The organism is Hymenobacter mucosus (assembly GCF_900188255.1).
Taxonomy (GTDB): domain Bacteria; phylum Bacteroidota; class Bacteroidia; order Cytophagales; family Hymenobacteraceae; genus Hymenobacter; species Hymenobacter mucosus.
The window spans coordinates 1-25,891 of the sequence record NZ_FZNS01000022.1 but is presented as its reverse complement, the minus strand read 5'-3'; the positions used below and the strand labels follow the sequence as shown (position 1 = coordinate 25,891).

Genomic DNA, 25,891 nt, shown 5'->3' with positions numbered 1-25,891 from the left:
CTGCCGGCCTAGCGCCTGCACCTGCTGGGCCGTGGCCGAGCCCTGCAGCGCCAGCGAGGCCGACACGCCGATGATATCGGCCCCGGCCTCGGCCAAGCCCACGGCCATGGCTTGGCCAATGCCGCGCGTGCAGCCCGTCACTAGGGCCACTTTACCCCTCAGATCAAAAGAAGAAGCAGTTTGCATAGAGAAGCAGTATACCGGAGAAAAGAACCCATAAGCTGGGGTGCGTTCAGGTAACGCAGCGTTGGCCCGCGGCCGGTAGCGCGGGGAGCAAGTCGGTTATTCGATGCCAAAAAACGCAGGAATTTGCAAATAGCTTACCCGTGCCTACCTGTTCGGGAGGCAGTAAAGGCGCAAATAGCCGGCATAGCATACCTTCAAGGCGTAATCAACCTCATGGAGAGTAGCTGGCCCTTACTGGGTTAGCGGGGTAGCAAAGGCTACTTCCACTTAACTTCCAGAGGCGAGGCAAGCCGCTGAGTAAATTCCGCCAAATAGGCGTCCCACGCGGCCGCCGAAGCAAACTGCCCACTTTTCTGCCAGCCAAACCCCGCGTAGAAAACCACCACAGAATCCTTGGGTTTGGTCACAATGTACAGCTGGCTCTGGTCTTTCTGGGGGCTGCGGTGGTCTTGGTAGTCGGTGATGAAGCGGGGCTCTGCAACCACTGCCGTGCCTAGGAAAGAGTCATCTACCTTTTCCCAGTAGCGAAACCAGCCTGCTTTTCGGTCGGCATTGACCTCGCCTTTCTGCTCGTGCAAGGTCAACCCGATGGTGCAATTGGGTAAGGCTTGCGCTGCCGAAATATGTTCTTCGTAGCGAGTCAGGTTGCTGCCCAAGTCTAGGGAAATGCGCTTAGTTTCCTGCACCATTCGCCCACCCGCCGGCCACGGGGCATAGGTCAACTCAAACACGGTGCGGATGGGGCCCGCAGCCAGCACCTTGTAGCCGGCAAAGTTCTTCGACACGAAAAGTGTACCCCCTTCCAGCACGCCGATACCCCCAACGCCGCGGCTGCTACCCACGTGGTAGGGGTCGTAGCCTTCGCCGATATCGGTGTGGTAGGCGAACGGCTTGACGTTGACGTGGCGGCCGTACCATGTGTTGATGATAGGGTAGGAGACGCGCTTCAGCCAGCAGTCCATACCGCTGCTGAGGGTGCCGCTGGGGTCTTTGGCTTCGGCCAGTTGCTGGGCTACGGGGCCATAGGTACGGAATGCTACCCGGTCGTTTTCCCAGGCAAAGTCGTCGGTGCGCTCGGGTACAAATCGGGCGAAGGTGGTTCGGGTAGCGTCGCCCGGCCCAGGTTGGCCAGCTTGCAGCACAAATGTTTGGGTAGCCCGGGCCGGAATATCCGTCTGAAACAATAGCTCGTCCGGTTGGCCATCCGCGTCCATATCCACTAGCTGGCTAACCAGTACTGCCTGAGTAGCCCCGTCCCGTACTTGCACAGTAGCGCCCAACTGACGAACCGCAGCCGGTAGTTTGCGCAGAGGCAGGCTGATTGTCTCGGCCCGGCGGGCTAGCGCCAAGGGGTTGCGCACCGTGATGGTGGCGCTGGTGGCCGGCAGGAAGGGTACGGGCGCAGTAGTAGCACCTACCAGCAGGATGCTAGCAAGTGGTAGGGCGGAAAGAACAACGGGCTGAAGAAAACGCATGACAAAGAATCTGATAGTTGGCAGCAATGGGAGCAGGTAACGAGTACATGAGTGCGGGGCAGCCAGCACCGGAAAGAGAAGCCCGCTACCACGCTCGTACACAAAACCTGATGGCTGCCTTACTTACAAAGCATGGTCTAGGCTGACGTCCTGGCCCGACCAAATCCGACGGGAGGTCCACTCTTGGGCAGGGGCCGTCCAGAAAGCATGGGTGGCTGGTAAGCCCAGCGGTAAGAAGGCCGTGGTGCATAAGTAAAGACTACCCGTGGAGATGTAGCCTTCCCCAATGCTGGGCTGGTGCCCGCACAACCCAATCTGTAGCCACCCTTGCGCATCGAAAGTACCCTTGGGCTCCATTGTGCGCCGAATTACAGCAGTAAGGGCATTGCGCACTTGCCCCGCGGGTAGTTCGGGGGGTAGCTGTTCCTGTAGCGCCACCTGCGCCAAGTGCTGAAACGCTCCGCACCGGTACGCCAACGACCTGCCAAATGCCGCAAACGAGCCGTCGGGAGCAATCAAACGCTCTTGTATCGTGGCATAGCGTCGGGCGCGGGTGCGTAGCAACTCCAACAGATCGGGCCGCTCCTTACGCGCTTGCACCAGCGTAGCCACTACATCCAGCAGCATGGGCTGAATGACGTAGCTGTTGTAGTAGTCCCAGTGGTAGTCGGGCCCGTCGCCATACGTGCCGTCGCCTTTGTACCAAGTTTGGTGCTCCTTGATGGCGTAATCCATGCGCATCAGGTCGCCACTACCCGTAAACTTCAACAAGGCCGCCTCAATGATGGCACTGAACAGCAACCAGTTGCTGTAAACGGGCTTGATAACCCGGCTGCTCTGCAAGGCCGTGACCAACTGTTGCTTGGTTGGGGCGGGCAGCTTTTCCCACAGTTGGGTGGGGGCCCGGAGCAAGGCGTGGGCCAAGAAAGCAGCATCCACTACCGGCTGTCCGCCCTGAGTGAAATTGAGAAAGTCGGTCGATTGTGGGTTTACGCCGTTAGCAATGGCTTGGCGCGCCAAGTCGGCGTAGCGCTGCTGGCGGGCTTGCTCGGCCGGGGGCACACTGGGCAACTCCAGCCAGGGCGCAAGGCCCGCTAGCGTGCGGCCTAGGGCTTCCAGGTGCGTTACTTGGCGGCGCCCTGTGGCGGCGCCCGCCGCTGCTTCTACCGGCATGCTTGCCTTGAGCTTACCCTGAGCTGCGGCCACCAGCACCGGGTCCGCAATTTTCAACAGGGTAGTCAGCCAGTAGTCGCGACCCGCGGCTGGAGCGGGCGAGGGAGGCGGCATTGCAAGAGCACTGGCTTCAGCAGTCGGCGGCAAGGCCAAGACCGACAACCCGGCCGTGACGCCTGAAAGAAAGGAACGACGTTTCATACGCTGAGAGGACCGTTGGGGCGGCCTACTTAAGCTTGATAACTTCGGAGCCCGCTAAGAGGTAGGCGCCCGTGCCGTATACCTCCCAGCTTTCGGCCGAAAAGTCGCGGCGGGGGTCGGCGCCAATGGGCTGTACCCAGCCTACGCGGCCCTCGTCCGAAACGCACTTGTTCAACCCCACCCAGGCTTTCTGCACGGCGGGCAGGAAGGTAGCTTTGTCGAGAATGCCTTGGTTGATGCCCCAGGCCAGAGCATAACAGTCGAAGCCAGTGCCGGAGGCTTCGCCACCGGGGTAGGCGGCTGGGTCGAGCAGGCTGGAGCGCCACATGCCATCGGGCTGCTGCAACTGAATCAGGCGGCTGCTCATTTCCTTAAACAAGTTGAGGTAGAAGCCGCGGGTAGGATGCGCAGCGGGCAGTTCCTGCAGCACCTGTACCAAGCCGCCCATTACCCAGCCATTGCCTCGGCTCCAAAAAATCTTCTGGCCATTGCTTTCCTTTTTGCCTTCGCCAGCCGCGTTTACCAGGTAGCTAGCATCGCGCGCAAACAAATGCTCCTGATGGTTGAACAGGCGGCGGTACGTTTGCTGATACAGCGTATCGTTGAGGGCTAGGTACTCCGGTTTGTTTTCAATCAGCCCCAGCTTCACCAGCACCGGCGGGCCCATAAAGAGCGCATCACACCACCACCACGCGATGCCGTTGTTCTTCACCTCATTGCCCGGCACCGTGCGGAATTTCTCTACCACTTCCAGGGTCGGCTCAATCATGCGCCGCTCTTTTTTGAGGCGGTACAAGTTCAGGTAGGTCTGGCAGATAACAATGTCGTCGGCGTGGTCGTAGCGGCGGTCAGGCTTCCACTGAGTGCGGTTGCCCATGGCCATCAAGGAATCCAGAATCAGCCTGGACTTGGTGGTTTGGTAGGCGGCAAACACGCCGGAGTAAAAGGCGCCGTTAGTCCAGTCGGTAACCTTGTGCTTGGGGTGGGCCAACTGCCACTTGGTGGTTTTGAGCAGTTGCTGCTTGATAAACTTAGGCTTGAAAACTGCCTGATCAGTTTTAGAAAGCGTTTGTGCTGGACTAGTTAGGGTGCTAGAGGCCAGCAACAAACCGCAAGCAAGCAAACGGGAAAGGCAGGTGGGAATGGGCATAAAAGACGGGTAGGAAAGCAGGGGAAGAGTGGCGGGGGTATCCAACCAGAAGCCAGTGTGGCTCTTTAGGAACCTGTTAGGCAACCGCAATAGTAGGCGCTGCCTGGCACAAGTAAAGGGGGTATTTTAGCAAAGAATGGGATATATATTCGTTAGATGCATCCTTGGCTTCTTGCGGCACGAAGTATTTGCGGCACTTGGCAGCCTCCTTCCAGCAGCGCTGCTTCACGTTTTAATTGAACTCTGGGTGAGTCCGGCCGCCTCCGCAACGTATCTTTTTCTTAAGTAACTAGCGAGGTTCTTGTAGTGGCTGGGTGGCTGCTGAATGGGCCTACTGCCCACGCGTAACGTAGCAAAATCCCGTCGGCCAAGCCCGCATCTGCTTCTACCTGGATGGCCGACAACGGCACCGGCACCTTCACCAATCCGCTGTTCTACAACGAGTTTTCCGACCCCGACATGATACGGGTGGGCAACGACGACTACCTCACGGGCACCAGCATGCATGCCCGGCCTACCCGTGCTGCACTCCCGCGACCTAGTAAACTGGGAGTTTCTAAGCTACGCTGTAACCGGCTGGATTATGGGCCGGGGTTTGGCTTGGAAGAGGGCAAGGATATTTACGGGCAAGGTGAAGGGCACGGGCCACATGGCTGAAGTGCGAACGGAAAAGCAATTTCAGGGCGAGGCCTCGGTGTTTCAGCGGCCAGATATACTACGCGTGATGTTACAGTCCTTGCAAACTCACCGTTACTTGCTAGCCGAGCCGGGCGCCAAAAGCCTATGGGCTGCCAATGCCGCCGGCACCCTCCCCGGCGGCAAAGACGGTACTTGCTTCCGGTGGCGCGTGGCCGCTACGTAAGCTCGCTTCTAGTAGCGGCCGAAGGGGTTTCGCGGCCGGTCCGGTGCTGCTTGGCGTACTCCGATGGCGTGAGGGAATAGATCTTTTGGAAAGCCTTGCGGAAGTACTTTGCATCCTCAATTCCCACCTGAAATGCCACTTCCGACACGCGCATATTGGTTTGGGCCAACAACTGGGCCGCCCGTTTCATGCGCACGTCGCGAATGAATTCAACGGCTGTTTGGCCGGTAATGCTCTTAATGCGGCGGTAGAATACCGACTGACTCATACCTACTTCCCGCACCAGCACCTGCACGCTAAATTCTGCATCGTCCAGGTGTTGTTCCACTACATGCATGGCATTTTCCAGGAACTGTCGGTCGGCGTCGGCCACCACAATTTCGGTGGGCTCCAGCAGAATCTGGCGCTGGTAGTACTCCTGAAGCTTGCGCCGGTTGCGCAGCATGGTAGCGGCCTTGGCTTGGAGCAAAATGGGATTGAAGGGCTTGCTCATGTAGTCGTCGGCACCCATGCCGAGGCCTTCTAGCTCGTGGGTTTCGGCGGTGCGTGCTGTGAGCAGCAATACCGGAATGTGGGTGGTTTTGGGATGCTGCTTGATTTTCTGACACAGCTCCAACCCGTCGCTACGGGGCATCATTACGTCACTGATAATAAAGTCGGGTAGCTCGCTCAAGGCTTTCTCCCACCCTTCAACTCCGTCGGCGGCGGTGCTTACAGTGTACTCGGCCTCAAACAGCTGCTGCAAGTATTGGCGCACTTCCTCGTTGTCTTCTACCACCAAGAGGCGCGGCGGGCCAGCAGGGGAAGTTTGTTGCAAGTCGGGTAGCGCCTCTGGGTTCACATCCGCAGCAGCCAGCGGCGGCGGAACTTCCTCCAGCAACGGAGCTACCTCATCATCTGCGCACACGTCGCCGGGGCGCAAGTGGTGCTGACCAAACGGTAGACGCAGTTCAAATGTGGTTCCGATGCCCTGGGTGCTGGCTACGCTGAGCAGGCCCCCGTGGCGCTCTGCAAATTGCTTGGCCAACGACAAGCCAATGCCCGTGCCCGTCATGCGTAGCGTACTGGTGTGGGAGGCTTGATAGTACGGATCGAAAATCAAGTCTAGTTCACTGGCCTTGATGCCTACCCCGGTATCGGTAACGGTTACCTTCAAGTAGTTGCCCGTAAGCTGGCCTTTGCTGTACGCCCCTTCCCCGCCGGCGCTGCCAATGATGGTAGCCGCCAGTTCTACCCGCCCTTTGTTGCGGGTGTACTTGAAAGCATTAGCAAGCAAGTTGGTAAGAATGATTTCCAGCTTGCTCCGGTCGAAGTACAGGAAAATAGGGTCCGGGGGCAGATCCAGGATGTAGTCCACGTCACGTTCCTGGGCCTTCAGCCGGAAGATGGAATACACTTCGGTTAGGAAGCCGATGGCGTCGGTGTAGCTGGCTCGCAGGGGCACGTTGCCAGTTTCCACCTTGCGGAAATCGAGCAGCTGATTAACCAAATCCAGCAGCTTGCGGGCCTGTTTCTGCATCAGCTGCACCTTGCCCCGCAAGTCAACCACAGGGCCCGGAGAACTGATAATTTCCTCCATAGGCCCTAGAATTAGGGTGAGCGGAGTGCGCAGCTCGTGGGACACGTTAGTGAAAAAGCCCAGCTTCAAGTCCGTCAGCTCCTTTTCCTTTTCGGCCTGGAAGTGCTCTAGCACCAGCCGGTTTTTCAGTTCCTGCTGCGACATTTCAAAGCGACGGTACAAGGCCACCAGCGCCAGCGCAACCGCCGCGTAAAGCAGGTAAGCCCACCACGTGCGCCACCACGGCGCTAACACCTGAAACTGCATGGTAGCGTAGCGCGAGGTCCATACGCCTTCACCGTTGCTGGCCTTCACTTGCAGGGTGTAGCGGCCGGCCGGTAAGTTGGCAAAGCTGGCCGTGCGCTGACCCGGGGCGGGGTACACCCAGTCTTCGTTGTACCCTACTAAGCGGTAGGCGTACCGGTTTTTCTGCGGATTGGTGTAGTTCAGGGCCACGAACTCGACCGAGAAGTCATTTTCCTGAGCCATGATGGTGAGCTGCTGGGGGGCAGTGAGGGCGCGTTGTAGAAGCACGCGGCCGTTGAGCGTATCGCCCACGGCTACCGGCTTGTTGCTCACCCGTAAGCCAGTAATCTGCACCACCGGAGGTAGGGGGTTGGCTTGGATTTCCTGGGGCTGGAAAAAATTGATGCCATTGATGCCCCCAAAGTACAGGGTGCCGTCGAGGGCGCGCGCGGCCGAGCCAATCTTGAAGGCGTTGCTTTGCAGCCCATCGGCTACGTCGAAGCGCAAGTATTGGCGGGTGGCCGGGGTGAAGCGGTACAGGCCCGTGCCCCCAATCCAGAGGTTGCCGGCATCGTCGGCTAAGATGCTTTCCACGTCGCTTTCAGGCAGCTCCTGAGCGTAGTAGTGCATCTTTTCCTGACCGTCCGGCGTGGTAGTAAGCTGGTGCAAGCCGCCCCCAATGGTGCCAATCCAGAGGCTACCCTGCCCATCGAGCAGCAAGGGCCACACGTAGTTGACCCGCAGGCTATTGGGCCGCTTAGGCGCATACTGGTACTGGCCCACCATGCGCAAGGAGTCGCCGTCGATGCGGAGCTTGAGCAGTCCGGCGTCGCGGGTGCTGGCCCACAGCACGTTGCGGCCGGGGTCAAACAGCAGGAAGGTAAACTGATTGGTAGGCAGGCCGCTGTTGTCGGTGCGGTAGGAGCCCAGGTGTTGGCCCGTAGCACTGAAGCGGTGCAAGCCTGTGAAAAAGGTAGCTACCCAAATGGTGCCCTGCCCGTCCTGCACAATGCGCTCAATGCTTTGAGTACCTAGGTCATGGCCGTTGGGTAACTTGGTGTAGGTCGTCATGCGCTCAGCTCCCGTAGCCGAGCGCGTAAGCGTCACGAGGCCACCGTTGCGGGTGCCAAACCACAGGGTGCCGTTGCTGGCCTGAAATACCGCCGAAACGTCGGTGCCGCGCGGGTTATTGGCTTGCTGGTTGAGGTAGTGCCGGTATTGTTGGCGGCTTAGGTCGTAGCTGGAAACTCCATTTCGGGTACCAAACCAGAGGGTGTTGCGGCCTTCCTCTTTGCAGATGGCATTGATATAGTTATTGAGCAAGGCCAGGCGGCCGGTAAGCTGCTGCCGAATCAGGCCAAACGGTTTCTGCCGGAGGTCTACCTTATTCATACCCCCCGCGGAAGAGCACAGCCAGATAATGTGGTTGCGGTCCTCAAAAATCTGGTGAATGCGCTCGGAGTTAATTCCGAAGGGGTTATCGTCCTGGGGCAGGTAGAGTATAGGCGGGGTGTTGCGCAGGGGTGGGGTTTGGTTGGTTACTACCCCGGATTTCCACACGTAAAGTCCGTAGGTGGTGCCTACCCACAGTTCTCCGCGCGAGTCAAGGAAAATGGACTGCAGGGTGGGGAAAACCTGGGGTAGGGGGTGGCTGCGCAACTGGTGCATGGTGCGTCGGTGCGCGGCGGGCACCCAGTACACCTGCTGGTTGGTGCCCACCCACAGGTCGCCGCGCCGGTCGAGGTGCAGGGACCGGATGGGGGTAGAAGCTAGCTCCGTGGGCTCCACTTGCAGCGCGGCATTCGTGGTGCGAATAACCCGCAGGCCCGCGCCCATGGTGCCTACCCACAGCTTGCCCTCAGCATCCATCTCTAGCCCCGTGATAAGTGGCAACGAGGTAGGGGCCTGGGCGGAGACGCCTAGCTGCTGCATGTCCTGCACTTTCCTTTCGCCATCGAAGGTGAGTAGAAAGAGGCCGTGCGCCCTGGTGCCCACCCAAAGCCGACCTTGGCGGTCGGAGGTGAGGGCCGCAATATCGGCCTGGGCCAACTGCTGGGCCAAAGCACGGTAGCGCGCGGGTACCTGCCGCTCATCAAAAGTGAGGAAGGCGTCGTGGTCGGCATCGTACAAGCTTAGGCCGGCCCCTTCCGTGCCGGCCCACAGGCGGCCCTTGGGGTCTGTGTATACTACCGTAATGCGGTTGCCGGAAATGCCGTTGCGGGGGTTGACAGGCAGGGTGTACTGCCTGAGGCTGTAGCCATCGTAACGGTCCAGACCGCGGTTGGTCCCAATCCAGATGAAGCCTGCCTTGTCCTGCGTGACGGACATACCGTCGCTGTGGGCTAAGCCTTGGTCTACGGTGAGGTGCTCAAATCGGAACTCGTTGGGCGCTACATTTTGGGCCCAGGCACTACCCGTGTGTAGGCAGCAGAACAGAAGGAAGGGTAGTATGCGGGTGCAAAGAGCGGGAATGGGCACAGACAGGAAATGGTTGTGGCGAGGTGGGCAGGGCAGATGCCAGAGCGGAAACAGACGCAAGTAGCCGGAAAAAAGGCGGTCAGACCTACGAAAATAGCAATCAAGCCCGCAATTCTGTTCCGGCTCGACAGTAATGAGTTTTGGCATCCAATTTACCCCTCTTTTTTCACTAATCCACCCCCGCCTGCCGGGGAACGGGCCCCGTACTTTTAGCTACCGCTGGGAGAGCACATGCTGCTACTCTGGTGACCATACCTACCCCGCCCCACCATGCGAACCTGCCTCCTTGCCCTGGTAGCACTGCCACTCTGGGCATTTTGGGCCTGCGCCCAAAACGCTCCCAACACTCCCAAAAATACGACGGTCCGCGCTACTTCCTTTCGGCCGGGAGCCCTCTGGTACGATACCGACGGCAACATAATCAACGCGCACGGCGGCGGCATTTTGCGCGTGGACGATACCTACTACTGGTACGGCGAGAAACGCGCTCAGCACCAAGAAGAAGGCGTGACGGTGTACTCATCGAAGGACCTATACAACTGGCAGTACCGAGGCATGGCGCTGACACCAAGTACCAATGACCAGCATGAGTTGGTCCAGGGCTGCCTGATGGAACGGCCCAAGGTGATTTTTAACCGGGCGACGGGCAAGTACGTGATGTGGTTTCACTTGGAGCTCAAAGACCAGGGCTATAAAGCCGCCCGGGCTGGCGTGGCCGTGGCCGACCAGCCCACGGGCCCATTCCGCTACGTGAGCAGCTTTCGGCCCAACGGCAACATGTCGCGCGATATGGGCTTGTTTGTTGACGACGATGGGGCTGCGTACCACATCTACTCTTCTCGCGAAAATTACGACCTGCGCCTGGCCCGCCTCTCCCGCGACTACCTAACTCCCACCACGCAAGACTCCCTGCTGTTCAGCAACCACCGCGAGGCACCTGCCCTCTTTAAAACGGCTGGCCAGTATTACCTCATCACCAGCGGCTGCACAGGCTGGGACCCCAACCAAGCTTCCCTCCACGTAGCCTCTACCCCCTTCGGGCCCTGGAAGCTGCTTGGCGACCCTATGAAGGGTCCAAATGGGCAGTTGACTTTCGGCGGGCAATCGACGTTTGTACTACCGACGCCGGGCAAGGCTGGGGGCTTTATTTTCATGGCCGACAAGTGGAATCCAAAAGACTTGAAAGACAGCCGCTACTTATGGTTGCCCATTCAGTTTAGCACCGGCCAGCCTACCATTCAGTGGGTAGAAGAGTGGAATTTGAATGCCTTCCCGAAAGCAGTAAAGCAGCCCGCTAATCAATCTAGCAGAGGCCTTTAGTGATTTATCGTGCGAGATTCTAGCCCGAACTTCGCTTCTGCCTGAGCTCCTACTTACTAGTTGGGGGAGCAGATGGGGCTTGCTTATAATGCACGCCAGGCAGTTCGCGTAGGCGTGCGGCTGCGCTTTCGGGCGTGATGTCGCGTTGGGCGTTGCCAAGCATTTCGTAGCCTACCATAAACTTGCGAACCGTAGCGGACCGCAGGAGGGGGGGGAAGAAGTGCATGTGCAAATGCCACTCCGGATGCTCTTGGCCATCGGTGGGGCGCTGGTGCAGCCCCGCGGAGTAGGGCAATGAAACCCGGAACAGGTTGTCGTAGCGGATGGTGAGCTGCTGCAAAATGGCGGCAAAGGCGTCCCTTTCTTCTTCGCTGAGTTGGGTAATATCTTGCACATGACGGCGCGGCAGTACCAGCGTCTCGAAAGGCCAGACTGCCCAATAGGGTACCAAGGCTACCCAATGAGCATTTTCCAGCACCAAGCGTTGCTGGTCTTGCAGCTCCAGGGCCAGGTAGTCTGTTAGCAGGCTCCTACCGTATTCTTGGAAGTGAGCCAGTTGCTGCCTCGATTCCTTGGCTGGCTCGCCGGGTACGGTGCGCTGGGCCCAGATCTGGCCGTGGGGGTGAGGGTTCGAGCAGCCCATCACTTGGCCTTTGTTCTCGAAGATCTGCACGTAGTTGATGTTGGGGAGGGAGCCTAGCTCCCGGAACTGGGCGGCCCACACGTCCACCACTCCGCGGATAGCGGCTACCTCCATTTCCGGTAGGGTCAGGTCATGACGGGGGGAAAAGCAGATAACGCGGCCCACTCCCGACTCCGCTTCGGCTCGCAATAGCCCCCCTACGTTCACGGTGCCGGTAGGGGCATCGGGCGTGAGGGCAGCAAAGTCATTATCGAACACGAACGTACCCTCGTACGCCGGATTTACGACCCCGCCCGCGCGCACATTGCCTGGGCAGAGGTAGCAGCTAGCATCGTGGGCGGGGCGCTGCTCCACGTCGGGGGCTTCCTGCTGGCCTTGCCACGGCCGCTTAGCACGGTGGGGCGATACCAGCAGCCACTCCCCAGTGAGGGCATTGTAGCGGCGGTGGGGGTGCTCGGTAATAGAAAAAGTAGCCACGGAAACGCAGGATTATGCCGAAGGAGAAGCCGCCGTAGGCACTGTGCCCACACCCGAAACAATGCGCGCCTGGTAGACCTCCAACGGCCGCCCAAACTGCGCCTTAAACTGCTCAGACACCACGCGTACAAAGTCGTCTACCTGAGCGGGCGCTACCAGGTTGATGGTACAGCCGCCAAAACCGCCGCCCATCATGCGGGCGCCGTACACGCCCGGTAGGCCCTTGGCGGCTACCGTTAGGGCGTCTAGCTCGGGGCAACTGACTTCATAATCGTCGCGCAAGCCGGCGTGTGAGGCATACATCTGCTGTCCGAAGGCAGTTAGGTTACCATCTAGTAAGTGCTGGCAGGCTGCTAGCACGCGCTCATTTTCTTCCAGCACGTAGCGGCAGCGGCGGTAGGTCAGGTCGTCTAGTTCGGCGCGGTGGTGCTCCAGCTGCTTTAGCGTCACGTCGCGGAGAGTAAGCACGTAGGGGTGGTGCTTGCGGAGCACGGCCACGCCCTTTTCACACTGTTGGCGACGCACGTTGTACTCGGAGTCGGCTAGGTTATGCTTCACGCCGGAGTTGCACAGCACAACCTGGGCGGCGGTGGTATCGAAGGGAAAGTACGTGTACTCCAGGGAGCGGCAGTCGAGGCGAACTACGTGGTTGGCTTGGCTCATGAGGCTGGCAAACTGGTCCATCAGCCCGCAGAGTACGCCCGCAAACTCGTGCTCGGCTTTCTGAGCCAGCTGAGCCAGCGCTAGGGTTGGCACGTTGTGGCCGCTCAGCTGATTCAGGGCGTACGCCAGCCCGCACTCCACGGCCGCCGATGAAGACAGCCCCGCACCCATGGGAATGGTGCCCCCGAATAGGCAATCGAAGCCCGCTACTGCCAGCCCCTGCTGTTGAAACTGCGCTACCACGCCTAGCAGGTAATTGGCCCACTGAATGGGCCCCCGCTGCAATGGTTTTGCGGTGAGGGCTACTTCGTAGCGCTCCTGCTTGTCGTAGGAAATCAGCCGGACCCGGTTCAGCCCATTAAGCGCCACCGCGAAATAGATTTCTTTGTTGATGGCGGCGGGTAGTACGAAGCCGCCGTTGTAGTCGGTATGCTCGCCAATGAGGTTGACGCGGCCTGGAGCCCGCACGAGCAGGGTGGCATCGTGGCCGAAGGCATCAGTGAAGGCAGTAGCAATAGTTTCGATGAGCAAAGGCATGGAGAACGGGATAAGAGGCGCGGCCAAATGAGTAGGATCAGTAGCCGCAATACTACCCGCGAGGTTGCGGAAAGCCGGGGTATAATCTGGGACAAATAGGGGGGGGAACTCGTCATTTTCCCTGCCTAACTTCTCCCCGCTGGTGCTGCTCAACGAAGCAGAGGCTTTCCAGGACCACAGGTGCCATGCTGCTTGGGCATGAGGGCCGCCAAACCACTCAGACAAGGGCCGAGAGTAGGCAGCTAAGAACCGAAAATTTACCTCCTAAGAAGGCCCTGCTGTTGGTCTAATCGAAGCCAAGAACCTGGGTTTCGATTTGGGAAGTAAGGGGCACCTCGGCCCGTTCTTGGCTCTGTCGAATGTATCCCCTGCTTTCCCTGAAAATGACCCCGCTACGGGCGCCCCAATGATAGTAGTATTGTCTTGTCCTCAACAGAGGACCACTTCCATGTGGTGTTCGGGAAGCCAAGTCCAGCTGCTCCCCAAGTCGACACCGACAAGTACTCCGTGCTACCGGGTCTCGCCATGTGCCTGGCCAGCCAGTGAATTGTGAACTTCAACCACTGGGGCTCCAACTAGTACATCACCCAGCGCGCCCTGGGCGCCGACCTGAAAACGTCCCGTAACGGCATCCTACTCTGCGGTCTGCTCAAGCTACTGGTAGCGTAGTTGCTGACTTGTTTGATTTTACACTTTTGCCTTGTTTCCATGGTCACCATTAAAGACTTAGCTCAGCAGCTGAACTTATCATCAGCAACCGTATCGCGGGCGTTATCAGGCAAAAGCACTGTCAATAAAGCTACTTACAAGCGCGTGCGGGCCTTGGCTACCAAGCTTGGCTACCAGCCCAATGTGCTGGCCGTTGGCCTACGCAAAGGGCACACGAATACGCTGGGAGTTATCATGCCCCACCTCAACAGCAACTTCTTCTCCCACGTGGTGACGGGCATTGAGGATACGGCCAGCCGAGCCGGCTACCGGGTGCTGATCTGCCAGTCGAACGACGACGCGGAGCGGGAGCGCCAAAACCTCGATATGCTGCTGCGGGCCCAGGTAGACGGTGTGCTGCTGTCCTTGGCTCGCACAACTATCCGGGCGCACCAGTTCGACAACATTCGCCTGCGCAACCTTCCGCTGGTATTTTTCGACCGCTACCTAGAAGGTGATAACGGCAACGCCGTCATCATCGACGACCGCGCCGGTGGTTACTATGCTACCCGCCACCTGCTGGAGCAAGGGTACCGGCGCATTGCGCACGTAGCGGGGCCGCAGCACATCAGTGTTTACAAAAACCGTCGCTTAGGTTACGAAGATGCCCTGCGCGAATACGGCCTACCCATTCTACCCGCCCTGCTCGTTACCTGCGACTTGCGTTTGCAGGATGGGGTCCTCGCTGCCCACCAGCTGCTGGCCCAGCCCCCCCGCCCCGACGCTATCTTTTCGGCCAGCGACTTTGCGGCCCTGGGAATTATGCAAGTCATGAAAGAGGAAGGTATACAGCTACCGCAGGACATGGGCTTGGTGGGCTTTAGCAACGAGCTGTTTTCTCAATTCACTGAACCAGCTCTCACTACCATTGACCAGCACGGGGAAGCCATGGGCCGACAAGCCACCAAGCTGCTGCTACACCTACTCCGGGAAACGCCGCTATCTACGGCCACTCAGCACATTATCTTGCCTCCCACTTTGCTAGTCCGCGGATCATCCACTCGCCGCCAACAAGGGCCTGCTGATCAGGAGCCAGTAAAAGAGTGTGTCAGCAATGTGGCTTGACGACCAGTGTTAACAATACAAGTCAGGGCTTACTGATTGTTGTGTGTCGCATAGAATGATAGGCGAATGTGAGTAGGATTTAGTGAAGAAATAGTATGTTAATCTAGCTAATCAAAGCACTTGTACAGAGAGTTTTAGGCTATAAAAGCTGTCTGAATCAACTGGCGTAAACTTCATACGGGTGGTATGCCGTTCATTGTCGTAAGGATAAGGTGCAACGCGAGCCAGGCAAGAACATACAGTGGCGGTAGCAGAGTGCTTTGGGCCCTGTATAGCCCAGGCGTGTATATTTGCCCGATTTGGCAGTGTTTATTCTTATCCCGTGCTACCCGTATTCCACTCTTCGACCCGCTTGGGGAAGGCCACCCGTTGGGTTAAACGGGCGCCTTCGGAAGCTGCGCTTTTCACTGGTATGGTGTTGCTGCACCTACTGCCGTTGTGGTCCTTCCGTTACTTTGCTACTACCGATGGGCCGTCCCACCTTTACAATGCCTGGGCTACCAAAGTCCTGCTCACGCACACCCCACATCCCGTCCATCAAGCGTTTGCAATCAACTCCGGGCCCGTACCCAACTACCTAACTCAGGTGCTGCTAGTGAGTGCGCTGCATCTGCTGCCTCCTTGGCTGGCGGAAAAGCTTGTGCAGACGCTATACGTTGTGGGCCTGCCATTGGCCCTGCGCTACGTAGTGCGGGCGTGGCGGCCCGGGGCTGGGTTTTTAGCACTGCTTGCTTTCCCATTGGTATACAGTGCCGTTTTTCAATACGGCTTTTATAACTTCTGCCTTAGCGTAGTGCTTTTTTTGGTAGTGCTGGGCTATTGGCGGCGCCATTTTTTTGCTCGTTTGCCTACACTGCGCCATGTAGTAGGGCTGGTAAGCCTGCTGCTGGTACTATATTTCGCCCACCCGCTGCCTTACCTACTAGCCGGCTTTGTGGTAGGCTTATGCGTGTTAGAGGAGGCATGGCGCCTGCCGGGCCCAGCCAGCCGCCTTACCTACCTGCGCACTAGATTGAGCATCCTGCTGATTGCTTGCTTACCCTCACTACTCCTAATGGGCTGGTACTTAAGTCAGCCAACGGTTGAAGAATTGGTGTCGGTCGTGTCTATTGGCCCGGGGCAGTTGCTGCACGATTGGGTGATGCTGGAGCCGCTGCGGTTTATGGGTTCGGCCGAGGGTACTTACCGCAAGCTACTAGCCACTTTGCTGTTCGGCATGGTAGGGTACGTGGGGTGGTGCCACGCCCGAGGACGAGCCTTGGCACCGGGAGGGGCTTTGGCCCTGGCTGCTGGGCTATTGGTGCTGGCCTACGTGCTACTGCCTGATGCCCTGCTGGGAGGTAGTATCCTCCGTCCGCGCTTGGGCCTGCTCAGCTACCTGCTCTTGATTGGTTTGTTGGCCACGGTTTCCTACCCGCGTTGGCTGCGCCAAGCGGTAGTGGGTGTAGTGGTGGTGGTGGCGGTGCTGCTACTTGGCTTCCGCTACGGTAAGTACCGGACTCTGGCAACGGGAATGGACGAGTACCGAACGGCGACTTCGTACCTGAGACCGGGTGCTTCCATTGCGTCCTTCTCCTATGGTGCCATCTCGCGCATGCCCAATGGTAAGGCTTACCAGAGCTACATTGATGTGTTTCCCCACGCAACGGGCTACTTGGGGGTAGAGCGGCAACTGCTCAACCTAGAAAACTACGAAGCACATACGGGCTACTTCCCAGTGGTGTGGCGCCCTGGGCAGGCAGTAATGACCGACCGCGACGAACAACCGCCACGAATCAACTGGCAAACTACCCCCCGCACCCAATGGCCAGACTATGTTCTGCTCTGGGGACGAAACGTGCAAGTGGTGCCCACCACCAACGCTCAACAACTGGAAAGCCACCTGGCTCAGCACTACCATTTGGTATATCGCTCTCCAACAAAGCTACTGGAGCTTTACTCCGAAGGACCAGCCGGTTGATGTAGCTAGTCTGGCAAGGGGCACGAATCCGGCTTACCACCTTGACTTTGGCAACTTAGTAGTAGAGACCTTGGATAGGTGTTAATGCTGTGTTGAGAGCCCAATAAACTCCAACATCCTAAAAACAAGTACTAAGGGATAGTACATTATCACCCTATAAAAAGCGGCTGCCTTGGTTGAGGCAGCCGCTTTTGTTAAACGAATTGATGAACGCTAAAACAGCCTAGTGTTTTTTAATTGCATGTTTAGCTGATTGACATTCCAGCGTATGTACTGAAGCTCGCCGAAGCGCCTGTAGTTGTGCCAATAAAGAGGTAGCTATTCATACATGGGTTCGTTTTCGCCAGTAGGTTTTGCAGTTGGTTTGGTATGGCTTTCGGGAAGCTCGATGGCGAATACGAGTACTCCCGTGACTACCCCCTGCCGATCTAGCAAGGCTTGGTATGTGAAATCCAACGAAACGGTGCGCAGAGCCTCCGTAGTCGGGTCCCGCAAGGTCAAGTGGGTTTCCCGACCATAGTACGTCTTGCCGGTTTGGTAAACGCTGTCCAGTAACTCAACGAAACCCTGATTTTCTAATTCGGGCACGGCATCAGCCACGCAACGACCCAGCGCAATCCGGTTTCCTATCAGGGCTTGGTAGCGCGCGTTTACAAACGAATAGCGGTGTTCAGGGCCTGTTACGGTTGCTAGGGCTGCCGGAACCTGGTACAGCAGCTGCATCAAGTGTCGGTCGCGCACCTCCAGCAAATCCTCGGCTTGGGCGTTGGCCAGAACTTGGGCCGTTACATCCACGGACTTATGCACGAGGTAGTGTATGCGCCCTTGCTCATCAAAGACCGGCCAATTGACCATCTCCCAGTATTTCTCGACGAAAGTGCCATCGGCAGCTAGCAGGTCGTAGCGTTGCAAGGGCATGGTATGAGGTTGCCCGGTGTGGAGTACTTGCTGCAGGGAGGCAAGTAAATTATCGCCGTTGGTGACTACGAGGTAGGGGGCTTGAGGGAAAGCCTCCAGTACGGGTTTGCCTTGCAGGGCGGCCCGGGTCGAGTTGGTAGCTAGTAAATAGGCAGTGCTGGCGGTGAGAATTGTGAATGCTGCATCCGGCGCCAAAATAAGATAGGGGTCGGGGAGGGATTCAAGCGCACGGAGTGCAGGGGGAGAAAGTGGGATGATAGGCGGCATTGGAATCAGATCGGGAAACTCCTACCAGGCCAGTATACTACTTACTGCTAGCCTGACAGGATGTAAAAGTGCGACAAAAGGAAAAACCAATTCGCTCCTCAAGGAGGTGAGAAAGGTTACTACCCGTCTGAGTTCATGAAGTAGCGCTCAGATAAATTAAAGACAGTAAGTAGCGTAAAATAGGGTTTGGTTGTGGGCGAGCAGGATAAAGAGCGTGAGTAACGAGGTTTACCGATGCGCGCAACGGACCGAAGCTGCATAGGTGGGATACCTGAGAAACCGAGTTACGAATGATAATTACCTAGGTTGAACGGAAGTAATATAGTTCAAAATTATATTGACAAAATATAATAACCTACTTCCAAATTCTTCATAGTCCATAAAGCCCACCATATAATTGTAGCCGTAACGGGCTGTGTTCTTCTATACACAGTGGGGGATGAATGTGCGCATGTCCTCTAGGCTATTCATTTGCCACTAACTAGCAGAAGCACAAAAGCACTAGTCCGCCACGTCCTACTCACCCTAACTGAAATTACCTGACCGAGCTTATTGGTTCTCGAAGACAAGTGGTGCTATTAGCCGATACACCGGGCAAAATGGAGTAGGGTTATTGAGCTATAAGCTTTTACCTACTTCTGGGCTTCTTATGGAGTTTGCGCCGATATGAACGCGCCAGGAAGGCGTTGCGCGAAAACTCGTTCCGCCCTTATATACTCCTCTATTCCTCCTTTTTGAGTTGCGTAAGCAGGTCACTTCTACCGTTGTTGACTTTAAGCAATAGGTAAGCTAAGGGACAAGAATGCCACAACGCTAACTCAGCAAAGTATAAAATCAGTGCAAACGTTTCTACGTCTATACGTTTTAACGTTTTTCGCTGAAGCTAGTAAGCTCGGCTTATGGCTGGTATAGTCACTTAAATACTGATAGCCAGGCAGGAGGATGGCTCTGCCTACCTAGCTGGCGGGTTTGGAATTCCAATGTTGCAGAATCTCTGGGAAGCTAACTTCTACCCAGTCGGCTAGTTCGCGCACTTTTGTTGCTCCTTGCTGACCGAGCGGGGTGAGGCTATACTCCACGTGGGGTGGTACTACCTCAAAAGCTACACGTTTCACTAAACCATCTGCCTCCAGCCACTGCAAGGTTTGGGCTAACATCCGCTCACTGACCCCGCCAATCAGGCGCCGCAATTCGCTGAACCGCCGCGTTTCTCCTTCTAAAGCCATCAGCACCAGCACGCCCCACCGACTGGTAATGTGCTTTAATACAACGCGCGATGGGCAGGCCGCCGACATCACATCGCCCCGCAGGAACCGGCCGGACAAGGTTGCAGGATCTGGGGCCGGGCTTATTGTAGCTTTTTTCATACTTACCTTTCTGTACGTACTTACTTTGCGTAAGTATAGCACCTACTTTTGGTTTGTCAACTACTTAACTGACTACGTATGAAAATTGCCATCACCGGTGCCACCGGCCAGCTAGGCCGCCTTGTTGTTCAGAAACTCACCGCCACTATTCCCGCAGACCAAGTTGTTGCGCTGGTACGCGACCCTGCTAAGGCGGCTGACCTGGGCGTAGAAGCTCGCCAAGCCGATTACTCTAATCCCGAAACTCTAGAAGCCGCTTTGACGGGTGTTGATACACTCCTGTTGATTTCTTCGAGCGAAGTAGGTCAGCGGGCTACCCAACACCACAACGTCATCGAATCCGCCAAGCAAACTGGTGTGCAGCGGGTGGTCTATACCAGCGTGCTGCATGCTGATGCCTCGCCGCTGAGCCTCGCCGAGGAGCACCGCGCAACAGAGGCTGAACTGAAAGCGTCAGGTATTGCATACACCATCTTGCGCAACGGCTGGTACACGGAAAACTACACGGGCTCCATTGGCGGGGCATTGGCTGGTGGTGCATTTATCGGTAGCGCCCAAGAGGGCAAGATTTCGTCGGCCACGCGGGCTGACTTCGCCGAAGCAGCCGTGGCCGTACTTACGGGTGAAGGGCACGCCGGCAAGACGTACGAGCTAGCGGGCGACGAATCGTATACGCTGACAGAGCTAGCCGCTGAAATCTCGCGCCAGAGCGGTAAGGACATTCCTTACAAAGACTTGCCCGTAACTGACTACGCCGCGGCCTTGGCCAGTTTTGGCGTGCCGGAGGGCTTTGCCCATGGCCTCGCCAGCTGGGACGCCGATGCGGCGAAAGGGGCATTGTATGACGACAGCCGCCAGCTTTCTCAGCTGATTGGCCGTCCTACTACCCCGCTGTCGGCTGCCGTGGCTGACGCCTTGAAGTAGCACTACTATGAATGCTCATACCTGACACTGAATCAGCATAGTATTGAGTATGGGCTATAGAATTAAAAGAGCTCCATAAGCAAGTGCTTATGGAGCTCTTTTGGTAACCATAATTTGCCTGAAGGGGCACGGCTATTGGCCTCTATGTTATTGAGAAGGTGATTTCTGGGGCAGTTGTTCGGCCGGGTCATACTGCGCACCTAAGCGGTCAGCATTTTGCTGCACGGTAGAGGTGAACCCTACCTGCCGCCGTAGCGAATTAACTTTATCCGGTGCCTGAATGGGCCATACCACCACTATACGCTGCTGGTGTGGGCGCACATTGTTGGAAGCTTGGGTTCCGTATACTTGCTTTTTGCCTTCAAGCATCAATACCCGATCCTGCATCGTAGCCGCGTCGGGGGCGCTAGCCTGGCCGCGGCGGGCCTGCTCCTGCAATTGCGGTAGAAACCGCCTCATGATAGCCAGATCAGAATGCTGCACGACGAGAAACAGCGCATCGGCGGCCTGCTCACCGATGGCTTGGCGCGGTAGCCACCCATACCGCGCTAGTAGGGGTAGCACAATGGCTTGGTTTAGTGAGTCGGTTGCGTGCAGTTGGGCAGAGAAAGCACGCGCAGCCACCGAATCAGTCCGGATAAGCTCGAAGTCTATGTTCCGCACCTGCTGGTCTCGTTCGTACACGGCCGTGAGCACGTTGCGCAGGCGTGTATACTCTTGGGCTGTTGGGGTAGGTGATGTAGGGGCAAAGTCCTGGCAAGCCGACCAAAGCGGAACCCATAGTGCAAGCAGAATACCTAACCGAAACATATAACACGCAGGAATACTAGCTACAACAGGCCATGCAAACGAAGCCTGGTACCTATTTCGCGTATGCTTTTGCCACTTTGCTTGTCCGATCGGAACTTGTTGGTGCTTCCTTGGGCGGCCATCAACAGCAGTAAGAACAAGGTTTATTACCTAATCACTGCCGATTTGCTCAGAGCGTAGGCGTATAAACGCACAGAACTTCCGCACTTTGTACGGAAGTTCTGTCATCCTGATGAAGGAGTCCGCTCCTTCATCAACCTAAGAAGAGAAACTACTTGGTAGCTCCTACCTGCCCGGAGCGGCTTCGGCTAGCTTGCCCCCCCTTACGGCCAGCAGCACGAGCTTCTTCGGAGGTAAATCGGTGGCCGCGGCCACTTTCATGAGAGGCGCGGCCTCCTTCGCTGGCGAGGCGGCGTTGCATTTCGGGGTCCATGGCTGCAAAACCGCGAGGACGTTTTGGCGTGGGTGTTTCAGAAGAAGTAGCGGGGCGAGTCGTAGCCATGGTGTTGGAGTGGAAAAGTGGATACACGTGAGAGCCGAAGCTCGTTCATGGTCCAACTAACGGCTCTCATGGCGCTTAGTCGACTGTTCAACCCGTAAATACGCACTTTCAACGTCTAAATACCGGTTTGTACAGCAAGCTGGTGGGTAGTAGTACTTAGCGGTACGTGAAATACGTACGCTTCAGCTTGCAGTGGTTGCTTGGCTACGTATCTGACTACGGCAATCAGACTCCGCGAAGTACCTACGCGTAAAGCGCATTCACTTTAGGGAGCTGATTCAAACTCTACTAGGTACTTTAAAAGTCAGGAAGTCTATAAAAAAGCTGATTGTTTAGGAGGCAGTACATGTAGTCCGCAATTTTTACGGCTTCTCGGTTTATTACGTAAGGGGAATAAAGGCGTCTGACTAGGTAGTTGCATAGGTCAAGCTGGTAGTTCAACGGTAAATGCAGCGCCTTTTCCCTCAGTACTAACGACGGTAAGCGTGCCGTGGTGAAGCTCTACTATCATCTTGCATAAGGAAAGGCCGAGCCCTGTGGTCGGTTCTCCGCGCAAGCCCGTACGCCGGGCCGGCGTGAAGCGCTCAAACACATTGGGCAGCAAATGCGACGGGATGCCAATGCCGTCATCAGCAACCACCAGGCGAACTGCCCCCGGTTCTGACGAAAGCCGGACCGTGATACGACCTTCGGACGGGGTGAACTTAAAAGCATTGTTCACTAGGTTGGTAACTACTTGCAGGAGCTTCGTTATATCTACTTCCGCGTACACTGGCTTCGTCGGACACTCGTAGACGAGCCGATGGTCTTCGGGGTTTGGGGCCTGCCACAGCGGTTCGAGACATTCTCTAACTTTCTCGCGTAAGTCTACCCGCTCGCGTTGCAGCGGAATGCCGGCCGATTCAAGAAATTCCTGATTCAGCAAGTTGCGAATAAGGGCCACACTTTTCTGGCTGGTTTGCTGCATAATTTCCAGCATATGAGGAATTTGGCTCTGCTGCACGTCGCCTACTTCCTGGCGCACATACTCAGTTAGCTGTTGCAGCACGCCAAATGCCCCCGCCAACTCGTGGGACAGTAGGTCCAGCACCGTGTTCTTCTTGCCGTTGAACTTGACGCTGTTTTCATGGTGGCGCTTTTCCGCCGTAATATCCCGCAACACACCGCTTAGCCACTGGTGGCCTTCCTCATCTTGGTGCCAGTGGGGCAGTAAGCTCAGCCACTGGTCAGGCCCGTTGGGGGTTACTAGGCGCACGTCTACTTCATCGTGCAGGCGGCCCGCTTGCCAAAGTCGCCAGTAACGGTTCCACAGGGCAAGGTCATCGGGGTGCAGACGCGCCAATAGCGCGGGCAGTTCTTCGTTTACCTGCTCCTGGTGGCCATGCAGCACATGTTCATAGGCAGTATTTATGAACACTACACGTTTGGTGCTGAGCTCATATACAAACTGTATATGCGGACTGGAAGCCGCCTGGTTATAATACAACGTGGCGGGGTCTAGCATCGCACATCAGTAGAGAAGGATGTGAGGCTATACTGGTAAGAGGGGCTTTGGTTGTCGCTTTGTGAGCCCCCGAGCCCATACGCTGCTACCCACCCAGGAGCTTGTGCCCAAGTGGTCACGCTTGCGCGTAGTGGCTAAGAAGGGAAGGAGGCTTTGTCCAGCGCTAGGCTTTGCGTCCCAGTGTCCATCCTTCGCGAACTACGGGCGTCTGATCAGGACCCGGTATCAGGCGGTCGGCCACCGCTCCGGCGGTGAAAGCATAGATGCTTTTGTGCAGCAAGTCAATGGCTTGCTCGTCGCGGGGCCACGTCCAGGGTAGGGCCCCTACGCCCGTTGCGTTTTCCAGAGTCTGGTCGTTCAGCAACCGTAGGTTGAGGAAGAGAAACGAGCCCACCGGACCACGCACTCCCCGTTCGGCCAGCAGGGTGCGTACCATGCCTAGTAGAATGCCCTGGCCCCAGTGCATGGTCCAGTTTAGTCCCAGGCGCTCGGCATCGGGTTTGTAGGATAGGCCCAGCAGTTTTTCCAACGTATGTGCTGGCACGTAAGAGTTAGGGCGCTTGGTAAAGCGCTGCTCCAGCTTTTCGGCCAGGGTCATGGCGGCTACTCCGGCCGCACCAGCCGCCAAGCCGTAGAGAAGTGATTTTCCTGTCATTGGTAGTTCCTCCCTGTCTGGCTTGCGACGGAAGCGCAACCAAACGTATTAATGTTCACAAAAAGGCTGCGCACCAGGGCCGCAACGTGTTGGGTTCTACGGCCTCAACTCAGTGCGCGTTAGGTCGAGTATGCTGCCCGGCTTTGTAAGCTGCTTGCTCCCTGTAGGAGTAGCTCAACGCTACCGCTTGCCAGCGTACAAACGGCTACGAAGTAGCACCTGCGGCGGTAAAATGGGTGTAGCGGCCTGCTGGGGCGGTAAGCTCCGCGCTAGAAACCTGGGCCTGGGCACCTCGTACAGCAGGTCTTTCTGCTCTGCTATGTCTAGTACGTTGCCTGCTTCTGCCTCCGAGCGCCTCACTGCGCGCCGCTCCACGGATCTGATTTCTCCGCGTACCCACGCTATAATTGACCGTATCTGTTTGCCCATTATGCTGGGGTGCGCGCTGTGGGCGGCCCGGCGGAGCAAACCCGCCGCCGCTGTTCTGTTGGTGAATGCTCTGGGCGAGGGTACCATTGGCTGCCTGACGCGTTTTCCTACCGGGTTAGTGCCGCTGTTCTCCTTTCGGACCCACGTGCGTATTGGGCAAGTAGGCGGTCCTGTTTTTCTGGCTCTGAGCTACTTACTGCCACGTTATGCTCCGGCAGAACGCAACACGGCCATCTTCTGGGGGGTAGTGCCCATTGTGCTTAATGGCCTCAGCGACATTTCGGGCCTACCCCGAAGGACTGCTTGAACCCGCCCGCGGTCATGGTCAGCTTCACAATGCTCGCCTGGCTCACTAGCAGCTAGCCCAAGCCTGATGTGCAAAGGCTACCATCTAGAAAGCGAAATAGTAGCAGGAAGCCCATCGAAAAACGGCACGCCCAGATGCTGAGCGTGCCGTAACTGTTGAATCCTCTTATCGAGCGGGAAGAACTACTTATTTCTGCGCGTCAACCACTGCAATAGCCGTCATGTTGACGATTTCGCGCACGGAGGCCCCAAACTGTAGGATGTGCACTGGCTTGCGCATACCCATCAGGATTGGCCCAATCACCTCGGCTCCCCCTATTTCCTGGAGAATCTTGTAGGCAATGTTGCCAGATTCTACGTTGGGGAAAATCAGAGTGTTAGCGCCAGTTTCTGCCAACGGGCTAAAAGGATATTGTTCCCGCATCAGGTCGCGGTTGAGGGCGGTATTAGCCTGCATTTCCCCGTCGAGAAGCAAGTCGGGATAGAGGCCTTTGGCTAACTCCGTGGCGCGCCGCATCTTGTCGGGCAGGGCTCCTACGTTGGAGCCAAAGTTGGAATAGCTGATCATGGCTACCCGCGGCTGGCTGCCGAAGGAGCTAACCCGACGGGCCGTAAGGCCCACAATATCCACGAGTTCTTCGGCCGTGGGGTCGATGTTTACGGTTGTATCGGCAAAGAAAAACGGGCCTTTCTTGTGCTGGATGATATACATACTAGCTACCCGCTGCACCCCGGCTTCCACGCCTATTACGCGCAAAGCGGGCGCAATGCTCTTGCTGTAGTCCTTGGTGAGGCCCGTAATAAAGGCATCGGCCTGCCCACTTTCCAGCATCATCGAGCCGTAGTAATTCCGCTCCCGCAATAAGCGCTGGGCCTCGTAGAGTGTCACCCCCTTGCGCTGGCGCTTCTGAAACAACTGCTCGGCGAACTGCTGGCGCTGCTCATCCTCCTGCGAAATATCAAGGATGGTGCAGCCCGTCAGATCAAGATTGTTGGCGGCTACCAACTGCTTAATCTTCGCTTGATTGCCGAGTAGAATTGGCCGGGCAATGTCTTCGCTAACAAGAATCTGCGCGGCTTTCAGAATTTTATAGGTGTCGCCTTCGGCAAATACGACGCGCTTAGGCTCCGATTTGGCCGCCGAGGTAATGCGGTTCAGCAATTTCTGATTTACCCCCAAGCGGCTCCGTAGCTCATCCTCGTAGGCCTGCCAGTCTGTGATGGGGCGCCGGGCCACGCCGCTTTCCATAGCGGCTTTGGCTACCGCCGGGCTTACCGCCGTAATCAGGCGTGGGTCCAGGGGTTTAGGAATGAGGTAAGTACGACCAAAGCTCAGGGTATTGTCGGCGTAGGCCCGGTTTACCATATCGGGCACTGCATCTTTGGTCAGCTCGGCCAGGGCGTGCACGGCAGCCAGCTTCATGGCCTCGTTGATTTCGGTGGCGCGCACGTCCAGGGCCCCGCGGAAGATGTAGGGAAAGCCCAGCACGTTGTTGACCTGGTTGGG

21 protein-coding genes are annotated in these 25,891 nt (G+C 57.0%); 7 read left to right on the top strand and 14 right to left on the bottom strand.

The features are described from left to right. From CHB83_RS22970 to CHB83_RS22955, 4 genes are all read right to left on the bottom strand, one after another. Positions 1-186 (bottom strand): SDR family NAD(P)-dependent oxidoreductase (locus tag CHB83_RS22970; RefSeq protein ID WP_143437262.1); only part of this gene is annotated, 186 nt, incomplete at its 3' end. A 257-nt stretch (positions 187-443) separates the two neighbouring features. Then, positions 444-1,661, bottom strand: a complete 1,218-nt coding sequence (locus CHB83_RS22965) for a DUF4861 domain-containing protein (RefSeq protein WP_089334470.1) — start codon at positions 1,659-1,661, stop codon at positions 444-446. A gap of 123 nt (positions 1,662-1,784) precedes the next feature. Beyond that, positions 1,785-3,035 (bottom strand): DUF2264 domain-containing protein, encoded by a 1,251-nt coding sequence (locus tag CHB83_RS22960; protein ID WP_089334469.1) that lies wholly within the window; start codon positions 3,033-3,035, stop codon positions 1,785-1,787. Positions 3,036-3,060: 25 nt separating this feature from the next. Then, positions 3,061-4,185 carry a glycoside hydrolase family 88/105 protein gene (locus CHB83_RS22955; protein WP_089334468.1) on the bottom strand — a complete coding sequence of 375 codons (1,125 nt, stop codon included), beginning with the start codon at positions 4,183-4,185 and terminating at the stop codon, positions 3,061-3,063. A gap of 393 nt (positions 4,186-4,578) precedes the next feature. On the opposite strand from CHB83_RS22955, the gene CHB83_RS22950 reads away from it, so the two are divergent. Both CHB83_RS22950 and CHB83_RS22945 read left to right on the top strand, forming a co-directional pair. Continuing rightward, positions 4,579-4,842 (top strand): glycoside hydrolase family protein, encoded by a 264-nt coding sequence (locus CHB83_RS22950; RefSeq protein ID WP_218823228.1) that lies wholly within the window; start codon positions 4,579-4,581, stop codon positions 4,840-4,842. Next, complete coding sequence (locus tag CHB83_RS22945) at positions 4,835-5,047, top strand: hypothetical protein (protein ID WP_089334467.1); 213 nt, start codon at positions 4,835-4,837, stop codon at positions 5,045-5,047. The genes CHB83_RS22950 and CHB83_RS22945 overlap by 8 nt, the downstream gene beginning before the upstream one ends. Here CHB83_RS22945 and CHB83_RS22940 read toward each other — a convergent pair. Continuing rightward, positions 5,040-9,329, bottom strand: coding sequence for a hybrid sensor histidine kinase/response regulator transcription factor (locus tag CHB83_RS22940; RefSeq protein ID WP_179225624.1), 4,290 nt, complete (start codon positions 9,327-9,329; stop codon positions 5,040-5,042). The genes CHB83_RS22945 and CHB83_RS22940 overlap by 8 nt on opposite strands. Positions 9,330-9,599: 270 nt before the next feature. On the opposite strand from CHB83_RS22940, the gene CHB83_RS22935 reads away from it, so the two are divergent. Beyond that, on the top strand, positions 9,600-10,649 hold the full coding sequence (locus CHB83_RS22935) for a glycoside hydrolase family 43 protein (protein WP_089334465.1): 1,050 nt from the start codon (positions 9,600-9,602) through the stop codon (positions 10,647-10,649). A gap of 49 nt (positions 10,650-10,698) precedes the next feature. Here the strand turns inward: CHB83_RS22935 and CHB83_RS22930 are convergent, their stop codons facing one another. Together CHB83_RS22930 and galK are read right to left on the bottom strand one after the other, a co-directional pair. After that, positions 10,699-11,769 carry a UDP-glucose--hexose-1-phosphate uridylyltransferase gene (locus CHB83_RS22930; RefSeq protein WP_089334464.1) on the bottom strand — a complete coding sequence of 357 codons (1,071 nt, stop codon included), beginning with the start codon at positions 11,767-11,769 and terminating at the stop codon, positions 10,699-10,701. A 12-nt stretch (positions 11,770-11,781) separates the two neighbouring features. After that, entirely contained in the window at positions 11,782-13,194 is a 1,413-nt protein-coding gene (gene galK / locus CHB83_RS22925; protein WP_245855417.1) for a galactokinase, read from the bottom strand. A 483-nt stretch (positions 13,195-13,677) separates the two neighbouring features. On the opposite strand from galK, the gene CHB83_RS22920 reads away from it, so the two are divergent. After that, positions 13,678-14,742 (top strand): LacI family DNA-binding transcriptional regulator, encoded by a 1,065-nt coding sequence (locus tag CHB83_RS22920; protein ID WP_089334462.1) that lies wholly within the window; start codon positions 13,678-13,680, stop codon positions 14,740-14,742. Positions 14,743-15,064: 322 nt separating this feature from the next. Further along, complete coding sequence (locus CHB83_RS22915; RefSeq protein ID WP_143437261.1) at positions 15,065-16,702, top strand: hypothetical protein; 1,638 nt, start codon at positions 15,065-15,067, stop codon at positions 16,700-16,702. A 318-nt stretch (positions 16,703-17,020) separates the two neighbouring features. On the opposite strand, the gene CHB83_RS22910 is transcribed toward CHB83_RS22915, so the two are convergent. Both CHB83_RS22910 and CHB83_RS22905 read right to left on the bottom strand, forming a co-directional pair. Continuing rightward, on the bottom strand, positions 17,021-17,887 hold the full coding sequence (locus tag CHB83_RS22910) for a PAS domain-containing protein (protein ID WP_089334460.1): 867 nt from the start codon (positions 17,885-17,887) through the stop codon (positions 17,021-17,023). Positions 17,888-18,843: 956 nt separating this feature from the next. Beyond that, positions 18,844-19,212 carry a winged helix-turn-helix transcriptional regulator gene (locus tag CHB83_RS22905; protein WP_245855416.1) on the bottom strand — a complete coding sequence of 123 codons (369 nt, stop codon included), beginning with the start codon at positions 19,210-19,212 and terminating at the stop codon, positions 18,844-18,846. Between the two features lie 120 nt (positions 19,213-19,332). Between CHB83_RS22905 and CHB83_RS22900 the strand changes: the two genes are divergently transcribed. After that, positions 19,333-20,178 (top strand): SDR family oxidoreductase, encoded by an 846-nt coding sequence (locus CHB83_RS22900; RefSeq protein ID WP_089334458.1) that lies wholly within the window; start codon positions 19,333-19,335, stop codon positions 20,176-20,178. Between the two features lie 147 nt (positions 20,179-20,325). On the opposite strand, the gene CHB83_RS22895 is transcribed toward CHB83_RS22900, so the two are convergent. The 4 genes from CHB83_RS22895 to CHB83_RS22880 all read right to left on the bottom strand — a co-directional run bounded on the left by CHB83_RS22895 (position 20,326) and on the right by CHB83_RS22880 (position 23,649). Next, a complete protein-coding gene (locus CHB83_RS22895) occupies positions 20,326-20,988 on the bottom strand; it encodes a DUF6624 domain-containing protein (RefSeq protein ID WP_089334457.1) in 663 nt (220 codons plus the stop codon). A 271-nt stretch (positions 20,989-21,259) separates the two neighbouring features. Further along, a complete protein-coding gene (locus tag CHB83_RS22890) occupies positions 21,260-21,490 on the bottom strand; it encodes a KGG domain-containing protein (protein WP_089334456.1) in 231 nt (76 codons plus the stop codon). Positions 21,491-21,914: 424 nt separating this feature from the next. Beyond that, positions 21,915-22,907: a PAS domain-containing sensor histidine kinase gene (locus CHB83_RS22885; protein WP_179225623.1), complete on the bottom strand. Its 993-nt coding sequence runs from the start codon at positions 22,905-22,907 to the stop codon at positions 21,915-21,917. A gap of 250 nt (positions 22,908-23,157) precedes the next feature. Next, on the bottom strand, positions 23,158-23,649 hold the full coding sequence (locus CHB83_RS22880; RefSeq protein ID WP_179225622.1) for a hypothetical protein: 492 nt from the start codon (positions 23,647-23,649) through the stop codon (positions 23,158-23,160). Between the two features lie 319 nt (positions 23,650-23,968). On the opposite strand from CHB83_RS22880, the gene CHB83_RS22875 reads away from it, so the two are divergent. Continuing rightward, the gene (locus CHB83_RS22875; protein ID WP_143437260.1) at positions 23,969-24,385 is read left to right on the top strand and encodes a hypothetical protein; all 417 of its coding nucleotides are present in this window, start codon (positions 23,969-23,971) and stop codon (positions 24,383-24,385) included. A 186-nt stretch (positions 24,386-24,571) separates the two neighbouring features. On the opposite strand, the gene CHB83_RS22870 is transcribed toward CHB83_RS22875, so the two are convergent. Further along, a partial coding sequence (locus CHB83_RS22870) for a phosphate acyltransferase (protein ID WP_262490746.1) occupies positions 24,572-25,891 on the bottom strand: 1,320 nt, incomplete at its 5' end.